Source organism: Nostoc sp. (assembly GCF_036916575.1).
GTDB lineage: Bacteria > Cyanobacteriota > Cyanobacteriia > Cyanobacteriales > Nostocaceae > Nostoc.
The window spans coordinates 52,200-69,540 of sequence record NZ_JBALGC010000142.1; the positions used below are offsets into that span (position 1 = coordinate 52,200).

Sequence of the window (17,341 nt, forward strand, 5' to 3'; positions counted from 1 at the left end):
CATTGGTTATTGGTCATTGGTCATTAGTTTTAGACAAAGGATAAAGGACAAATGACTAATGACAAACTTAACTAACTTTGAAAGTCTCGACAGTCTCTTGCAACTGCTGGGAAATCTCCACAGTTTGTTGCAGAGATTTGGAAACTTGGCAAGAAGAATCGCTGGTGCGTTGTGATACAGCAGCGATATCTTTCATCAATTGGCTAACAGTTTGCGATGTTTCCACTTGAGATGTAGTTGCAGTGGAAATTGACTGCACTAAGGAGTCAATTTGACGCGATACATCCAAAATTTGACTCAGACTTTGTTTAGCCTCCTCTACAATGCGGGTACCTTCCACCACTTGAGTAGTTCCTATTTCCATCGCTTGCACCACTTCACTGGTTTCTCGTTGGATATTTTCCACAATTTGTTCAATTTCTTGAGTTGCTGCGGCACTGCGTACTGCTAGTTCGCCGACTTCTTCAGCAACTACGGCAAAACCTTGACCTTCTTCACCCGCACGCGCTGCTTCAATACCGGCGTTGATGGCTAGTAAGTTAGTTTGGATGGCGATTTGGTTAATCAAGGACACTACGCGGGAAATTTGTTGAGAAGACTCTCCTAAACGTTTCACTTTCTTAGCAGTTTCACCAACGGTTTCCCGCAAAGACAGAATATTTTGTACTGTCAAATCCATCGCGTGTCCACTCTTGGTAGCGGTGTGAGCAGCATGGTTGGCAATGAAGGCAGCTTTTTCGGCACTTTCGGCTACGGATTGCATGGATTCGGTCATTTTGTCAACAGCATCAAGAGTGTGGTTGATTTCAGCAGCTTGTGTAAGTGCTGACTGTGCTAAGTCGCGGATGGCTCCTTCGTTAGAGCCAATGGCAGTATTCACCTGGGTAGCAGCTTGTTTAACTTGAGTAACAATATCCCGGAGGCTTTCGACAATGGAGTTAAAAAAGTCGGCAACAGTGCCGATTTCCCCAGCTGTCACGTCTGCACGTACTGTTAAGTCACCCTTAGCTGCACCTTCTACGTCATTGAGCAGTTCTAAAAGTTGCTGTTGAAGTGTTTCTTTTTCTTGCCGTTCTTCGTCTGACCCTGTTACAGCAATACTTCTGGCTTGTTCTATCTTTTCTAATAACTTGGCTTGTTCTAAGGCATAGCCGATTTGAGTTGCTATTTGTTGAAACAAGTCAACTTCTGGCTGTTGCCAAACACGAGGAGTTTCGCAATGATCAGCAATTAATAAACATAAAAGCTGGTCTTGGACAAGAATTGGTACGATCAAATTACCTTTGACGGCAAATTTTTCCAAAAGTTGAATGTAACTGTCAGCATTTTTCAGGCTTTGATCTTGATGAATATTGGCAACTGCTTGCACCTCTCCATCGTGATAAGTTTCTAGATAACGTTCCCGAAAATAGGGGTCGTCAATTTGCACTCCTAGCATTTTCGGCCAATTACCAGTTACCGATTCAGCAACGACAACGCCATCCAAAGTATCTGGATTCAGACTATAAATAATTACCCGGTCTGTTTTTAGTGCTCGCTGAACTTCCTTCACTGCTGCGTGATAAATATCTTCAGTTTTGAGAATTCTCCGAATTCGTAGGGTAATATCTGCTAGTAATTTTGCCCCTTCAACGTCCAGTTCTTGTTCCTTAACTAAAACCTGCAATTGTTCGGCCATCTGGTTGATATTTGCACTTAATAACCCTAATTCGTCTTCTGTTTCGATTTCCAGACGGGTATTGAATTTTCCTTGACCAAGCTTTGCTAATGCCGCAGTCGCATTCAGAATTGGCTGTGTAGTAAGTTTAGCTAACCGAGATGCGATCGCAGCTACAATAAATGCTGTCAGTGCTGTGCCGATGGCTATAGTCCACAACAATTGTCTTTGCGGTTCAAATACAGTTGCTGTGTCTGTGGATAAAAGTACCTGCCAGTTTAAATTTGGCAGGCCATCTAGCTTACTAGCTGGTGCGTAGCTGACTAATTCTTGTTTTTTGTGAGTTTTGGGAACTTCTATAAAACTATCTACCTTTTTGGCTGCTAGCAGTTTAGCTAAACTAGAATACTCTCCCTTTGCCTGTTTCCCCAATAATTCCTTTTGTGGACTTAAGAAAACTGTTCCCGAAGCATCAAGCAAATGATATTGTTGTCCATTAGCTACGTAGTTTTTGATTACTTCCTCTAAAGATTTTACGGGCATACGTGCTTGTACCACGCCAATAGTTTCGCCCGTTCCTGTCTCTTTTACAGGTGCAGCTATATAGATACTCACTACACCAGTATTTTTTGCTGCTTCCGGTTTGCTGATCACAGGAGTATCTTTTTGCAAAGCGTCTTGAAAATAGTTATGGTCTTTTTGATTATCCAGGGGTTCGCCAGTAGATTGCACAATCAAGTTACCTTGGCGATCAAAAACACCAACACTGTCATAAGCTTTGTAAGCTTCAACAAGGCGATTTAGGACTGCTTGCTTTTCTTGAGTGGTGATACTGACACTAGCTTGGGGATTCGTCAAAAATGGCAAACTTGATATTACCTGAATATCACCGTAGCGTCCCAGCATGAAACGGTTTACTTTATCACTTAAGCCAGTGGCTTCGGCTTGTTGAGATTGAGTAATTTGCTTAATAATCGACTTGTTGGCAAAACTAAAAGCGATCGCGCCTATGCCCAATACTGGTATTGTACCGATTGCGATCGCTAAAATAGTCGCTTTCTTAACTAATCCCAGCCTTGTAAAATAGGCAATAGCTTGATTCAAAGAAGAATTATTAGCAGTTTCAGTAGTCGGTTTACTTGATAGCTTTACTACAGTCCCAATGGCTTTTTGGGATGAAATCAGTGATGCTCGATTTTGAGCGCCATTATTTTGATTTGTGTTGGTTTTATTAAACATAAAAGTAGTTCTCCTAAGTCTGTGAATAAGAACACTAAAAATCTTTTTTAGTAGTACATCCTAATCACTGCGGAGAATAGAAGACTGCACAATCGCTTGTGCATCTAATATCAATAATATTTCTTTCTGTTGCACAACGCACCCACATAAATAAGGAACTAAACTGGATGCCACTTGTCCTATAGGAGAATGAATATCATCGGCGACAAACTTGGTTGTACCTTTTATTTCTTGCACAACTAAGCCCAACACCAATGATTCCATTCGGATAACGATTACATTGTACTGCCGCAGTCGATAATCTAGAGATTCTAAATTGAGCATTCTTGGCAAATCAACTACCCAAATTATCCGACTCCGCCAATTCATTAATCCTAATATGCAAGGAGGCATATTAGGCATTGAGGTAATAGATTCAACAGGCACAATAATTGCTTCTTGCGTATGCCTCATTGATAAAACAGCAGTAGTTTGTTGATTTAACTGAAACTTCAGATAAGCATCTGCTAAGTTATTTGGGGTTGGTTTTGAAGAAAGAGTAATGTTTGTACTAGTCATTGATTCAAATTACTACTGATTTAATAGTACGTAGGAGATGTTCGCGGGTATAAGGTTTAGTTATATAAGCATCTGCACCTTGTCGCAGCGCCCACAAACGGTCAATTTCTTGATTTTTGGAACTACAAATCACAATCGGCACTTTTGCAGTAATCGGATTTCTTCTTAGAGAACGACACAATTCAAATCCACTCATTTCTGGCATTACTACATCACTAACGATCGCATCTGGTTTTTCTAACACAGCTTTTTCTAAAGCTTCTTTTCCACCAGAAGTTTTAATTACGTTGTAACCACTCTCTTTAAGATAATGGCTCATTAATTCCAATTCACTGGGAGAATCTTCTACAATCAGAATTGTGCCAAGCAAAGTCAGGCTCACTATTAAATCTCCTAAAAAGTAACTTAAGGCGATTAAATTTGGTTATAGTTATTGGTTTTTACTAAATTAACCAAGATGCTTAAAAACCATTTTTAACAATTCTGATTGTGTAAAAGGCTTGGTCAAATATCCTGATGACCTGACCATCTTAGCCTTTGCCCTGTCAATAAATCCTGTTCTACCAGTCACCATAATGATCGGTGTATTTTTAAAAGCTGAATGTTTCCGTAATAAGGAACATAGTTCGTAGCCATCTAAACTTGGCATTTCAACATCTAGCAAAATCAAATCGGGCTTATTCCGGAGAATTTGCATTAAAGCTTTTACCGGATCATTAATCATCACAACTGAAAATGTATTTTCATCCAAAAAATGTTTGATAGAATTCAAAACTGTTTGGCTATCATCAATGCAGGCAATTGTATACAGTTTTTTCTCAACAGGTAGCTGAGTATTTTTATTATTCTCAGGAATATCAAAATTGATTAGTCTTGGTAGTTTTTGCCCAAGTTTTATTTGCAGTTGTGGCTGAACTGGAGACGATTGTGTTGTAGACAAAACTTGGGAACCCCCACCAGCGGGAATTGATGATTGAATATTTTGCCGATTTCGTAACTGCTTTTGACAATGTTCAACAAGCAACCGCAAATCCAGACGACAGAACTTTGGTAGTTCATCCAAAGAGTTTTCTGGACTGAATTCATAGCTACCTTCTTTTAAACACAGAAATGATTCCAGTACTTCTTTTGCCAATTCGCCTATCAGGCTTGCTGCTTGCACAGAGGTAATATAATCCTGATTTACTAACCAACAAATAGCTTGGTAATCCGCATTTGGTATTGATTGATGTTCATTCTTCGTTTCAAACATCAGCCGCATCTGCACGCGAGTGGCGCTGTTGAGAGCAGGAATTTGCTGACTCAAGCGTCGCAAGTGACTGTCAAGGCGCTCAAACAGTTTATCTGAATAGGAGGCATAAGTAAGTTTACCGTCCTCTAGATAGATTGACCAAGAAATTATCCCGGTAAATACGCTTAAGCAACCTGTAGCACGCCGACTGGTTAATTGTGCCAACAGAGATAGCGGATGTAGTTTCTGGAACAACCTGTAGCTACCTATAGGAGTTGTGCTCATTTTGCTTTTACTTCAGCTAAATTCAATATGTGTAAGCTAAATTCGTGCAGAGTTATTCCACAATTTAAATCAAGTAAAAAGCATCAAACTTTTGTATTTTCATGTACATCAGTTGACATCTAGCTTTGTGGTGAAGCTTAACGACAGTAGCGTTATTTTCAGATGAGCAAATCTTAGTAAATTCGTAAATCGTGATTAATTTACTTACTGTTACTGAGATTTATAAACATTTTTCGAGAATAAGACATAAAAATGCTAAGAGTAGATGAAGCCACTTTCCATTGAGTAACCCCAATCTGACCACAGGAATAATACTGATTTTGTAAACAGTAATATATTTGAACTTCTGTATTTACACTTAAGTAAAATCTAGTCCTTAACTCAATACGCTTGGGTTAAAACCAAAAACCTTAATCTACGTAGGTTGGGGAGCCACTGCGTTGGTGTTAGCGCAGCGTAAAGCCTACGGCATAGCAACTCTTAGAGACGCTGCGCGTAGCTTGCTTAAGAGCAGGGGTACGCTTAGAGTGACGTAGGAGCGTCGGCAGTCCAATCTTCTCATTTTGGGAGAGGCTAGCGCCTGCCGTAGGATGCCCAAAGGGCTGTAGGGAGAAGCAAGTGGCGTTTGAGGGACGTAGACGCCCAAAGGGCGGCTTCCCGTTCACGTAGCGTCTCCGATAGGAGAAGGGTAACCCAACATTTTTCGGACTTTGTTGGGTTTCACTACGTACCCCTGCTCTTAAGCAAGCTACAACCTAACCTACAATTATCCTTAACCCAAGCGTATTGGTCTTTAACTAGTTAAGGACTAGATGAAGCCACTTTCCATCAAGCAACTTCAACTTGACCACAGCAATAATACTGATTTATTCACAATAATAAATTTATTTTTTAATATTCACAATTTAAAACGTAGATTAAACAGAATGCAAAATTTCTCTTTTGTAGCGACAGCGTAACCCACCGAAAGCACTCGGAATGGTGCATTACGTCCCTAATGCACCCTACCTACGAAAATTGTAGGTTATTAAATCCACGTTTGTTATATTTGAAACTATGCTGGCTGAACATGTTTTTATTTAGGCAATATTTAAATATGCTGGTAAGTATACCTAAAGTTTTAACTCAAGTATCAGTACCAGCCTAAGAAAATGACTTATTAAAAGTGCGGATGAAAGGACTTGAACCTTCACTCCTTTCAGAACTAGAACCTAAATCTAGCGCGTCTGCCAATTCCGCCACATCCGCATTAAGTTTATAATCATACCATAAGTAATTATTTATGTGAAGGGGGGACAAGGGAGAAATTAATTTCCTATGCCCCATGCCCAATTAAATGACTGCAATACGAGGCAAACGATGCTTGAACCCGCAGAGAATTTCCCAGGAAATAGTGTTTAGTTGTTCTGCCCAATCGTTGGCTGAAATTTGTTCTTTTCCCTGTTTTCCTAGTAATGTGACTACTTCTCCTTCTTGGATATTGGGTATGGCACTCACATCCAGCATCAACTGATCCATTGTAATTGTCCCGATTTGCGAAACCCGCTGACCACAAATTAACGCCTGCATTTTATTGGAAAGACCGCGAGGAACACCGTCAGCATAGCCAATTCCCACGACAGCGAGGCGAAGTTCACGCGGGGCAATAAATTGATAACCGTAGCTAACAGCAGTTCCTGGGGCAATTGTTTTAACTTGGGTGACTCGTGCTTTAAGTTCCAAAACCGGCTTGAGGTTGATCGCATTTTGTAAATGCAGCGCTGGGTAGAGTCCGTAAACGGCTAAACCTACTCGTACAATGTCGTAGTGCAATGCCGGATTTGTGAGTGCAGCCGCTGAGTTTGCCAAGTGCAAGCAAGGCGGTTGAATTCCCATTGCTTTGATTTGGGCGATCGCTTCCTCAAATCGTTTATGCTGTTCTTCCATTGCCGTGGTATCAAAACTATCTGCTGTTGCCAAATGGGAATAAATACTGGCAATGGAAAGATGTGGTAACCGTTGCACTAATTGCACAAATTCGTCAGCTTGCTGCCAATTAGTTCCCAACCTAGACATACCTGTGTCTAATTTGATGTGTACAGGCACTGGAGAATCAGAATTCATCGATTCTAGAGTATCAGAAAATACTAAAGCTTGTTTAGGGCTACAGAGTGTGGGCTGAAGTTTCCAGTGGGCGATCGCATGAATCTGCTCTGGTGTATGAGTTGCCCCTAAAATCAAAATGGGCGCTTGAATCCCGCCTTCTCGTAATTGAATAGCTTCTGGAACTGTAGCGACTCCCAGCCAACTAGCTCCCGATTGGATTGCAGTTTGGGCGACTGTTACCGCTCCATGTCCATAAGCATCAGCTTTTACTACTGCCATCAACTGGGTACGCGGCGATAAAAACTGCACCAATTGCTGTACATTATACGACAACGCCCCTAAATCAATTTCTACCCAGGCTCGTTGCGAAAACCACGCATAGGTGTCGCACTGCTGATTAGGAACTACACCAGGGATTTGTTTGCGACTTAACATTTGTACTGACTCCTATCCCACCACGGCTAAACTTTCAAGTTATCTATCTATACACGCTTCTGAAAGCGAGATCAGATTAAATAGGAAGTTTACCCTTCATATTGGAATTGATACAAGATATTGCGTTACTAAAGTAAAAGTTAAGAGTTGTGAGTTGGGAGTTAGGAGTAAATCTTAAGTAGGGAAGACAGGATGAGCGGAAGTTTCCGACGCTCGAGGACTCGTTGGCACAGCCTCTCCAAGAGTTGAGGCTGCGCTATCGCATGATTGTGTCTCCCCAACTTTTGGAGACGCTGCGCGAAGGGAGATGACTCGCTACCACTCGATATTTTGTCTAAGAGGGTGTTTGAAAAGTTTTGAAGAGTCAAATTTTTTGCCAGTCGCCTTACCATAATGTGGATGGAGGCAAGGTAGATAAATGTCTTTGATGTTTCGGGCAATAACTCATAGTCTCTAACCAATCGCCGACACCCCATCAGCTTTCCCGTAAGTGCGTTCCACCACCCAACGTTTTTTGAGCAACACAAAGCCCTTGGTTTGTTCTGCTCGCAGAACCACCTGCACAATCCAACGACAAACGTCCATCACCCACTGCATAAACGGCTCACTGTCAAAACCGCTATCCACCCAAATGGTTGTCAAACAAGAAACCTGGTTGCTAGGGCGTGTCATCAATTGAGCCAAATAACAGAAGCAGCCAGATAAATTGCACCTAGAAAGTTTTCAGCGCGTTTGTCATAGCGCGTTGCGATCGCCAAAAGCTGACGAGCACTCGCCAGTTTGCCAAGTCGAGAAACCCACCCCAGCGACTGGCTCGACTTTTCGCTGCATTCTTTGCATTAGCCTACGTAAGCTTTTTTGTATCAAGTTATAAGTTTTACTTCCAAACTCCTAATTCCTCACTTCTAACTCCTAACTCATAACTCCTAACTTAATTTCCGAGTTCTCCCGAAAGTATAATTTATTCTCATCTCCCTAGCAGGGTGTATTTGTGTTAACATTTATGTAAAGCTAATACCCTGAGCGCAGATAAATGGGGAAGGTTTTAGTCTTAAACGCCTCTTATGAACCTCTCAATATAACGAGCTGGCGTCGCGCTGCGGTTCTGTTAATCAAGGGCAAAGCAGAACGCGTGGAACACAACGGTAAATTCCTTTATTCGGATTTTCCGTTGCCGACCGTGATCCGGTTGCGTCATTATGTACGTGTTCCTTATAAAGAAATTCCTCTGACTCGCCGAAATATCTTGCACCGTGACGGTCATGCCTGTCAATACTGTGGTTACACAGGGGATGAGTTGACCCTAGACCATGTAATACCGCGATCGCGCGGTGGGGGCGATACCTGGGAAAACATTGTCACCGCTTGTGTCCGTTGCAATGTCAAAAAAGGCAGTCGCACTCCCCACGAAGCTCATATGCCTTTGCGTCATCCTCCCCGCCAACCTTATAGCAGTCTCTATTTCGAGGTCAGCAAACATCTTAAAAGTGGACTGCACACAGAGTGGCAAAAGTATGTTATAGGTCTTTGAGCAAAGAAGCAGAGGGGCAGAGGAGAAATAAGAGATGCTCTCTTACCTTGGGAAAGTGCCAATAACTTTAGTTATGGATTGTTGAAAAATTGGCAACCCTATGGCTTGCAACGAACGCGATCACGTCTCGTAGACAGGCGCAATCGGTCAACGCTCAAGCCTCTACACTTGTGTATGGGGTTTCCTTTTTGCTCCCCATTTTCCCGGAATTATCAGAAGTTTCAAGGGGATATGAAACACGCGTTGTTCATCAAAAATAATTGTTAATTGCTCAATAGTCACAATAATGAGAATATTAAGCATAAGAATATTTCAAATATCAAAGACTAGCCCCAAAGTATAAGATAGGAAGTATACCCTAAGTCAGATAAATATTTCGCTTATTCAATTTACGGAAGAGAAAAAAAGCTCCTAAAACAGATTTATGCGGCCAGATACAGTCCGATATACTAAACTTCCTTGTTTCCAGCACCTATACAGCCTTTACTGAAATATTAGTTGATCTTGAGCGCTGTTGCTGACAAAAAATATACTTAGATGTATAGTGCAATGTCTTGAGATTTTTGCGAAGATCATAATAATGTGGCTAAATTCAGTGAATTGCTGCTCGTAGTATTTCTGAATTAAAGGAGCCTTACACTTTAAAAAAGTTCCCTATGTACTTGAATTCTCCCGTTACTCAATTTGAGAGTTTGTCATTGACCACAGAGCCAAACCCAGAGGAACCTGAAATCGAGAAAGCGCCAGTGGAAGTTGCATTTAAGAGTCCGTCATTACCGCCATCGGTAGGTGAAGGAGCTATATATCTTAGTCAGCGTGGTAATTCTCTGGCACAACAAAAGTCAGAAGAACTGCAAAAAACCCTTCTGGCACACCGACACGATCGCCAACTGGTAATTCTGCAAGATTTTCCTGACCCTGATGCCCTTTCCTGTGCCTGGGCTTACCAGTTAATTGCCCAGCAATATGATATCAAATGTGAAATCATTTATGCTGGTGCCTTGAGCCATCAAGAAAATATTGCTTTGGTGAGGCTGACTAATTTACCTATCCAACGCTGGACGCCGCAAACCTTAAAAACCAAAGATTTGTCATCTTATCAAGGTTTTGTATTAATTGATAACCAGGGAACCACTTCACAGCTACTGTCAGCGGTGCAGCAGGCTGGAATTCCCTTAGTAGTCTTGATTGACCATCACAGTATCCAAGGTGATCTCCAGTCAGAGTTTGAGGATATCCGTCCCTATGTAAGAGCAACGGCAACAATTTTTACTCAATACCTCCAAACGGGATTACTGGCATTAGATAGCAGCATAAATCAACACGTCAAATGCGCTACTGCCTTGATGCATGGCTTGCGATCAGATACAAATCGGCTAATGCAAGCGCAAGAAGAAGACTTTATGGCAGCTGCGTATTTAAGCCGATTTTATGACGCCCAATTGCTCAACGCCATTTTACAGGCGAACTGTTCCAAACGGGTAATGGATGTGATCGAGCGATCGCTTAAAAATCGCATCGTCCAAAATAACTTTTCTATCGCTGGTGTCGGTTATTTACGCTACGATGACCGTGATGCCATCCCCCAAGCGGCTGATTTTCTCGTCACTGAAGAAAACGTTCACACCGCTGTAGTCTACGGCATTGTCCACGATGAAGACGAAGAATTAGAAATAGTCATTGGCTCCCTGAGAACCACCAAACTCACCCTTGACCCCGATGAATTCATCAAAGAAGCCTTTGGGCAAGATAGCGCTGGGCGTTTTTTCGGCGGTGGAAGGACAAGCGCAGGCGGTTTTGAAATTCCGATGGGCTTCTTATCTGGCAGCAACGAAAATTCCGCCTATGCGAAAATGAAATGGGAAGTATTCGACGCTCAAATTAAGCAAAAGCTGCTGAGGTTAGTCAACCCTAGAGACAACCCGATTCAGTCGGAGTAGAAGGAGATCAGGGAGATGAGGAAAACTCCTAACTCATGCAGCAGTCAAAGTGTTTGGTCAGATAGCATCCCTAAGTCATTCCTGATAAACATATATTCCCGACTTTGTAAAAGGTCGGGAATTTTGGTCTTTTTATAAAGGCTGAACTGTTAAGGATGTATTTCCTGCCTAATGTTAAGTAGGTAGGTACAAATAAAATTAACTCGCATGTACCTATTGTATAAGTGTAAATATGCCCGATATATCAGGAGTCATCTGTTAAAATTGCTGTGAGTTTGTTAACTAATTATCAAGATATGCACTTGGAATGCGAATAATATCTTTTGAATTTCTCATTCCCAGACGGCCTGTATCGTTACAGACAAAGAAAAAAGATAAATCTTCAGGCATGGAAGAATTTTGTGCGCCTTGAAGCCCAAAAGGTTTGGAAAGATAATAGTCCCATTAATAAAGGTGAGCTACAACTGACGCTAGTTTATCTTTGTGATGAGTTTCCGGCTGACATCGACAACATTATCAAGCCAATTCAGGATGCACTTGTAGACTTAGTTTTTGAAGATGATAGTTTAGTATCAGATGTAGATAGTCATCGTCGGTTTCTGTCTGATCCGATTGAGATTAAAAGTCTACCTTCCTTATTACAGCGTGCTGTTCTTATAGGTAAAGAGTGTGTTTATGTAAAAGTTAGTGAACCTCAACCACTGGAAAAATACTTATGATTAACAATACTAAAGCTTTACATGATCAGAAGATAAAATCTTTGGCAGATAAGTATGTTAATGAAGGATTTCAAGTTTTGATTAAACCAAAAACGGATGAATTACCCTTCAATTTGGATAACTATCAGCCAGATATGATTGCTACTAATAATAACTCAGGTTTAGTAATCGAGATAAGAGTCAGTTTCAGCCGAATTTCTGTGGAGCGTTTACAGACTTTAGCAGAAGAAGTTAATATGCATCCAGGTTGGCATTTTTTATTGGTAACGCTTGAAGACATAGAAGCCAAGTCATTACTTGGAACATCCGAACAACTTTCTTCATGGCAAAAGCTAACTGCTCGTTTTGACCAAGCACATAAGCTTATTGAAAATGATGAAATTGAACCTGCTTTTCTTTATATGTGGAGTATTTTTGAGGGGGCTTTAAGAAAGCGAGCAATTGATGTGTCAATTCCTATTGAACGTTTCCCAGTCATAGGATTACTAAGACATCTGTACTCTTTGGGAGAGTTATCAATTTCTCAATTTGACCTTGCTCAAGCTTGTTGTGAAGTTCGTAATCGTCTTGCTCACGGATATATTGAAAACCTAACTTTGCCAGTTGTACATAATTTTGACAATTTGGTTCGTGAATTGTTAGCGGAATGGAAAGTCAAATTCGCTATTAGTCAACTTTCATCAGAGAATCTAGTTGCTTTTTGTGCCTGGTTTGCCGAATTCGATGCAGCAGACTGGGATAAACGACAAAAATTAAGGCAAAATTTAATCAATCAAAGGCTTCTTTTAGCACTAGGAAATGAGAAACTAAGAAAGAATTAAACGTAAACGACGAACAGCTTATAAATGTCGAATGCGATGTTAGTCAACTTTCATCAGAGGATCTCGCCGCATTTCGTGCCTGGTTTACGGAATTCTATCCAGTAGCCTGGGATAAACAGATTGAAAAAGATGTGGCTCAACAAGAAACCCTATCGTCTATTACTGACATTCCAACCTTAGAACCTTTAACCAACCTGGACTCCTGGACTCAGAGTTTAATAGGTGTAATCCAGCTAAGAGAAGAAAATCCGACAGAAAATTATGTGGATTATTTAGAGGAGAAATACGGTTGAAACGGGTGTTGTTCAACAGCGATGTGTTGCTCGATATTTTGGCACAACGTCAACCATTTATCGTAGCTTCTGCACAAGCATTAAATACAGTAATGCAGAATCAAGTACAAGGTTATGTTTCAGGTCATGCAGTAACCAATATTTTCTATACTCTGCGTCGTCAAGTTGGTAATGAAGTAGCGCGTGAACTATTAGCAAAGTTATTGCAGCACCTTCAAGTTGCCAGTGTGACAGATGAAATTATTCGGCAAGCTTTGAATAGCCCAATTAAGGATTTTGAGGATGCGGTAACGAGTGCTGCGGCGCTTATGGCAGGTTTAGAAATAATTGTGACGCGAAACACACCTGATTTTGTGGCTTCTTTAGTTCCGGCAATGTTACCAGATGAGTTTTTGACAAGGCTATCTGAGTGATACCAAATCCATAACACTTAGAACGTCTAACGCCACGTTGCAACGGACAGATGGCAGATCAACGAATACGTAATAATGATTAAGATTAAGATAGGTTAATTCATACCAGACGTAACTCCTAACTAAGCACGGGTTATGCCCCGCTACGCTAACAAAATTTAAAGTATGGAACTATATTTAATTCGTCATGGCATCGCCGAAGACAAGGAATTAGGCATCAAAGATGAGGAGCGCAGCCTTACCAAAGAAGGACGGCAAAAAACTGAGAAAGTTGCTCAGAAACTTGTTAAATTGGGTTTAAGCTTTGATTTGATTCTCACCAGTCCCTTAGTGCGGGCCCGCCAAACGGCTGAAATCCTTATAGCAGAAAAACTAAGCTCCCAGTTAGATGAATCTAGCCACCTCGCCCACGATGGTCAAATTTCTAGTTGGCTAAAAGACTGGTTAGAGCCAAGAAATTATTCCCAAAATACCCAACTTGCGCTGGTTGGACACGAACCTGATTTGACCAATTGGGCAGAAATTCTCCTATGGGGGGAAGTCAAAGCAAGCTTAGTCTTGAAAAAAGCAGGTATGATTGGGATAAAACTACCAGAAACTGGTTCTCCTTTGGGTCGTAGTCAGATGTTTTGGTTGACACCACCTAAGTACCTGCTATAACAGTTTTTCAACATTTTCGATTGTTGTTAGAACGGCTACTGTTATGGCGACAATAAATTTCTGGTAAGTTAGCTTGATCAGATATTTCAAAAAGCGAATGGTGTTGCCATGATGGTGTGCGAATACAAGCCTGGTTTAGAAGGCATTCCCGCCGCCCAATCAAGTATCAGCTATGTTGATGGGCAAAAGGGAATACTAGAATATCGTGGCATCCGGATTGAGGAATTAGCAGAAAAAAGTACATTCATAGAAACTGCTTATCTCTTAATCTGGGGTGAACTGCCAAGCAAGGAAGAACTGGAAGGATTTGAGCATGAAGTTCGTTTCCACAGGCGGATAAAGTACCGCATTCGGGACATGATGAAATGCTTTCCAGAAAGTGGTCATCCAATGGATGCCTTGCAAGCCTCTGCTGCTGCTTTAGGTTTGTTTTATTCGCTCCGCGATTTACATAATCCTGCCTACATTCGAGATTCCGTGGTGCGCCTGATAGCAACTATTCCCACAATGGTGGCAGCGTTCCAACTGATGCGAAAAGGCAATGACCCTGTGCGTCCTCGTGATGACTTAGACTATTCCGCCAACTTTCTATACATGCTCAATGAGCAAGAACCCGATCCTTTGATGGCGCGAATTTTTGATATCTGCTTGATACTTCAGGTAGAGCATACAATGAATGCTTCCACCTTCAGTGCTAGGGTAACAGCTTCTACCTTAACTGATCCTTACGCTGTGGTTGCTAGTGCCGTAGGAACTTTGGGAGGGCCTTTGCATGGTGGAGCCAATGAAGAAGTAATTCAGATGTTGGAAGAAATTGGCTCTGTGGAAAATGTACGTCCTTATGTGGAGGATCTTCTGCAACGCAAAGCGAAGATTATGGGCTTTGGGCATCGTGTTTACAAGGTGAAAGACCCACGAGCCACAATCTTACAAGGTCTAGCAGAACAGCTGTTTGAAAAGTTTGGGCATGACAAGTTCTATGACATTGCCCAAGAGATGGAACGCGTAGTAGAGGAAAAACTTGGTAGCAAAGGGATTTATCCCAATGTTGACTTTTATTCGGGTTTGGTGTATAGGAAGATGGGAATTCCTACAGACTTGTTTACGCCAATATTTGCGATCGCCCGCGTTGCCGGTTGGCTAGCCCACTGGAAAGAACAATTAGCAGAAAACCGGATTTTCCGTCCTACCCAGGTTTACAACGGTCACCACGAAGTTAGTTATACCCCCATTGACCAACGTTAACTCGGATTGGGCATTGGGCAAACAGGGCATGCAAAATCGAACCAATGTCCAATATACTATGCGCTGTTTGGGCGTTCTTCACAGATCGGATCACTGCGTAAGTCCTGAAATATATACTTTCCCCTTGTCCCCTTGTCCGCTCAATAGCCAATCTTAATGCCAACCATAAATAGAAGTTCTCATCTCGCTTCAGGGTGCTCAAACCATCCAACGATATACTAGGCATGGGAATTGGCAACAAATCTTCAATCAGGCGTCATCACAGTAAAAATTATAAATGGGTGAATTTACAGGTATTAATTCAACTAATAGTTGTAACTCACCATGACTCGATGTCTTAAAGAGCGGAAACATGAATTTAGGAATTGACCTCCAAGGAACTTTTATTGAATCCCTCCGGGATTTAGGTATACCAGCAGGAACAGCCAAAGCGATTTGGATGCCCTTGCCAATGATACTGATGCTGATTGGGGCAACAGTGGGGGTATTAGTTGCCACTTGGCTAGAACGGAAAATTTCCGCCGCCGCACAGCAACGAATTGGGCCAGAATACCAGGGACCTTTTGGGTTGCTGGTGCCTGTAGCGGATGGTCTGAAGCTGGTATTTAAAGAAGATATAGTACCAGCCAAGTCTGACCCCTGGCTATTTACCCTCGGTCCAATTATTGTTGTAATTCCGGTGTTTCTGTCATTCCTGATCGTCCCCTTTGGGCAGAATATCGTAATTAGCAATGTGGGCATGGGTGTCTTCTTGTGGATTGCCTTGTCAAGCATTCAGCCCATTGGCTTGCTAATGGCGGGCTACGCATCAAATAACAAATACTCCCTCTTAGGAGGCTTGCGGGCAGCAGCACAATCTATTAGTTATGAAATTCCTTTGGCGCTGGCGGTGTTAGCGATCGCTATGATGTCTAATAGCCTCGACACCGTTGATATTGTCAATCAACAATCTGGCTACGGCATTCTAGGCTGGAACATTTGGCGACAACCAGTTGGTTTTGTGATCTTTTGGATAGCTGCCCTAGCTGAATGCGAACGATTACCCTTTGACTTACCCGAAGCGGAAGAAGAAATCGTTGCAGGCTATCAGACTGAATATTCAGGCATGAAATTCGGTCTGTTCTACCTGGGTTCCTACGTTAACTTGATCCTTTCTTCCTTACTAGTGGCAATTCTCTACCTGGGCGGTTGGGACTTTCCTATTCCCCTCAACCTCATCGCTGGTTGGCTGGGAGTCAGTGAACTAAATCCCTTGTTCCAGATAGTAACTGCTGCTTTGGGGATCACAATGACCGTCTTCAAAGCCTATTTACTAGTGTTTGTCGCCATCCTGTTGCGCTGGACAGTGCCACGGGTACGGATTGACCAACTGTTAGATTTAGGATGGAAGTTTTTGTTGCCAGTTGGTTTGGTTAATCTCCTATTAACCGCCGCCCTGAAACTAGCCTTTCCCTTCGCCTTCGGCGGGTAATGAGAGAGTTAGGAGTTATGAGTTATGAGTTAGGAATTAAGAGTTATGAGTTATCGGTTTTTAATTAACTCCTAACTTCTCACTCATAACTTCTCACTCATAACTTCTCACTCATAACTCCTAACTTTTATCCCTTCAAAAGAGAGACAGAAAATGCTAAAGTTCCTGAAACAAGTTGGTGATTACGCCAAAGAAACAGTACAAGCTGCGCGATACATTGGTCAGGGACTTTCTGTTACCTTCGATCATATGCGGCGGCGTCCGATTACCGTACAGTACCCTTACGAAAAACTGATTCCTGGCGAACGGTTTCGCGGTAGAATTCACTTTGAATTTGATAAGTGCATCGCCTGCGAAGTTTGTGTTCGCGTTTGTCCGATTAACCTGCCTGTAGTAGATTGGGAATTCGACAAAGCCAGCAAAAAGAAAAAACTTAACCACTACAGCATTGACTTTGGAGTTTGTATCTTTTGCGGTAATTGTGTGGAATTTTGCCCCACTAACTGTCTATCTATGACAGAAGAGTATGAACTTTCCACTTACGATCGCCATGAATTGAACTATGACAACGTAGCGCTAGGTCGTCTGCCCTATAAGGTAACAGATGACCCAATGGTTACACCACTGCGCGAACTAGTTTACCTACCTAAGGGCGTTCTCGAACCACATGGAGTGCCCGCAGATGCGCCACGTGCAGGTGTGCGTCCAGAAGACCTGGTGGAACAAACAGAAAAATAAATGTCATTTGTCCATTGTTA

16 protein-coding genes, 1 tRNA gene and 1 pseudogene are annotated in these 17,341 nt (G+C 42.0%); 10 read left to right on the forward strand and 8 right to left on the reverse strand.

Features of this window, described 5'->3' with window-relative positions; translation table 11 throughout:
* Window positions 1–67: 67 nt before the first annotated feature.
* From V7L29_RS31580 to V7L29_RS31615, 8 genes and pseudogenes are all read right to left on the reverse strand, one after another.
* Window positions 68–2,896 carry a methyl-accepting chemotaxis protein gene (locus tag V7L29_RS31580; RefSeq protein WP_334737965.1) on the reverse strand — a complete coding sequence of 943 codons (2,829 nt, stop codon included), beginning with the start codon at window positions 2,894–2,896 and terminating at the stop codon, window positions 68–70.
* 60 nt (window positions 2,897–2,956) lie between these two features.
* A complete protein-coding gene (locus V7L29_RS31585) occupies window positions 2,957–3,454 on the reverse strand; it encodes a chemotaxis protein CheW (protein ID WP_334737966.1) in 498 nt (165 codons plus the stop codon).
* A 4-nt stretch (window positions 3,455–3,458) separates the two neighbouring features.
* Window positions 3,459–3,836 (reverse strand): response regulator transcription factor, encoded by a 378-nt coding sequence (locus tag V7L29_RS31590; RefSeq protein WP_334737967.1) that lies wholly within the window; start codon window positions 3,834–3,836, stop codon window positions 3,459–3,461.
* A 66-nt stretch (window positions 3,837–3,902) separates the two neighbouring features.
* Window positions 3,903–4,970: a response regulator gene (locus tag V7L29_RS31595; RefSeq protein WP_334737968.1), complete on the reverse strand. Its 1,068-nt coding sequence runs from the start codon at window positions 4,968–4,970 to the stop codon at window positions 3,903–3,905.
* A 446-nt stretch (window positions 4,971–5,416) separates the two neighbouring features.
* The gene (locus V7L29_RS31600) at window positions 5,417–5,635 is read right to left on the reverse strand and encodes a hypothetical protein (RefSeq protein ID WP_334737969.1); all 219 of its coding nucleotides are present in this window, start codon (window positions 5,633–5,635) and stop codon (window positions 5,417–5,419) included.
* A gap of 501 nt (window positions 5,636–6,136) precedes the next feature.
* A tRNA-Leu gene (locus V7L29_RS31605) sits at window positions 6,137–6,218 on the reverse strand.
* Window positions 6,219–6,302: 84 nt separating this feature from the next.
* The gene (gene alr / locus V7L29_RS31610; RefSeq protein ID WP_334737970.1) at window positions 6,303–7,490 is read right to left on the reverse strand and encodes an alanine racemase; all 1,188 of its coding nucleotides are present in this window, start codon (window positions 7,488–7,490) and stop codon (window positions 6,303–6,305) included.
* A gap of 374 nt (window positions 7,491–7,864) precedes the next feature.
* Window positions 7,865–8,141 (reverse strand): annotated as a pseudogene (locus V7L29_RS31615) (transposase); the annotation flags it as partial.
* 382 nt (window positions 8,142–8,523) lie between these two features.
* On the opposite strand from V7L29_RS31615, the gene V7L29_RS31625 reads away from it, so the two are divergent.
* From V7L29_RS31625 to ndhI, 10 genes are all read left to right on the forward strand, one after another.
* Window positions 8,524–9,021, forward strand: a complete 498-nt coding sequence (locus V7L29_RS31625; protein WP_181928621.1) for an HNH endonuclease — start codon at window positions 8,524–8,526, stop codon at window positions 9,019–9,021.
* Window positions 9,022–9,677: 656 nt separating this feature from the next.
* Entirely contained in the window at window positions 9,678–10,961 is a 1,284-nt protein-coding gene (locus tag V7L29_RS31630; RefSeq protein WP_334688055.1) for a DHH family phosphoesterase, read from the forward strand.
* 401 nt (window positions 10,962–11,362) lie between these two features.
* Window positions 11,363–11,680: a RusA family crossover junction endodeoxyribonuclease gene (locus V7L29_RS31635; protein ID WP_334737971.1), complete on the forward strand. Its 318-nt coding sequence runs from the start codon at window positions 11,363–11,365 to the stop codon at window positions 11,678–11,680.
* Complete coding sequence (locus V7L29_RS31640) at window positions 11,677–12,501, forward strand: hypothetical protein (RefSeq protein ID WP_334737972.1); 825 nt, start codon at window positions 11,677–11,679, stop codon at window positions 12,499–12,501. Before V7L29_RS31635 ends, V7L29_RS31640 begins: the two co-directional genes overlap by 4 nt.
* Window positions 12,502–12,632: 131 nt before the next feature.
* Window positions 12,633–12,794: a hypothetical protein gene (locus V7L29_RS31645; protein ID WP_334737973.1), complete on the forward strand. Its 162-nt coding sequence runs from the start codon at window positions 12,633–12,635 to the stop codon at window positions 12,792–12,794.
* Between the two features lie 5 nt (window positions 12,795–12,799).
* Window positions 12,800–13,207, forward strand: a complete 408-nt coding sequence (locus V7L29_RS31650) for a PIN domain-containing protein (protein ID WP_334692229.1) — start codon at window positions 12,800–12,802, stop codon at window positions 13,205–13,207.
* Window positions 13,208–13,372: 165 nt separating this feature from the next.
* Window positions 13,373–13,867 carry a phosphohistidine phosphatase SixA gene (gene sixA, locus V7L29_RS31655; protein WP_334692226.1) on the forward strand — a complete coding sequence of 165 codons (495 nt, stop codon included), beginning with the start codon at window positions 13,373–13,375 and terminating at the stop codon, window positions 13,865–13,867.
* A 108-nt stretch (window positions 13,868–13,975) separates the two neighbouring features.
* Window positions 13,976–15,112, forward strand: coding sequence for a citrate synthase (locus V7L29_RS31660; protein ID WP_334692225.1), 1,137 nt, complete (start codon window positions 13,976–13,978; stop codon window positions 15,110–15,112).
* Window positions 15,113–15,464: 352 nt separating this feature from the next.
* Window positions 15,465–16,583, forward strand: coding sequence for an NADH-quinone oxidoreductase subunit NuoH (gene nuoH, locus V7L29_RS31665; RefSeq protein ID WP_334692224.1), 1,119 nt, complete (start codon window positions 15,465–15,467; stop codon window positions 16,581–16,583).
* Between the two features lie 153 nt (window positions 16,584–16,736).
* On the forward strand, window positions 16,737–17,321 hold the full coding sequence (ndhI, locus tag V7L29_RS31670; RefSeq protein ID WP_334692223.1) for an NAD(P)H-quinone oxidoreductase subunit I: 585 nt from the start codon (window positions 16,737–16,739) through the stop codon (window positions 17,319–17,321).
* Window positions 17,322–17,341 lie beyond the last annotated feature (20 nt).

Excerpts from the sequence above, each read along its gene's own strand:
- V7L29_RS31640 (WP_334737972.1), top strand. The coding sequence starts at position 11,677 with ATGATTAACAATACTAAAGCTTTACATGATCAGAAGATAAAATCTTTG.
- V7L29_RS31660 (WP_334692225.1), top strand. The coding sequence starts at position 13,976 with ATGATGGTGTGCGAATACAAGCCTGGTTTAGAAGGCATTCCCGCCGCC.
- V7L29_RS31585 (WP_334737966.1), bottom strand. The coding sequence starts at position 3,454 with ATGACTAGTACAAACATTACTCTTTCTTCAAAACCAACCCCAAATAAC.
- V7L29_RS31630 (WP_334688055.1), top strand. The coding sequence starts at position 9,678 with ATGTACTTGAATTCTCCCGTTACTCAATTTGAGAGTTTGTCATTGACC.
- nuoH (WP_334692224.1), top strand. The coding sequence starts at position 15,465 with ATGAATTTAGGAATTGACCTCCAAGGAACTTTTATTGAATCCCTCCGG.
- ndhI (WP_334692223.1), top strand. The coding sequence starts at position 16,737 with ATGCTAAAGTTCCTGAAACAAGTTGGTGATTACGCCAAAGAAACAGTA.
- V7L29_RS31595 (WP_334737968.1), bottom strand. The coding sequence starts at position 4,970 with ATGAGCACAACTCCTATAGGTAGCTACAGGTTGTTCCAGAAACTACAT.
- alr (WP_334737970.1), bottom strand. The coding sequence starts at position 7,490 with ATGTTAAGTCGCAAACAAATCCCTGGTGTAGTTCCTAATCAGCAGTGC.
- V7L29_RS31625 (WP_181928621.1), top strand. The coding sequence starts at position 8,524 with ATGGGGAAGGTTTTAGTCTTAAACGCCTCTTATGAACCTCTCAATATA.
- V7L29_RS31580 (WP_334737965.1), bottom strand. The coding sequence starts at position 2,896 with ATGTTTAATAAAACCAACACAAATCAAAATAATGGCGCTCAAAATCGA.
- sixA (WP_334692226.1), top strand. The coding sequence starts at position 13,373 with ATGGAACTATATTTAATTCGTCATGGCATCGCCGAAGACAAGGAATTA.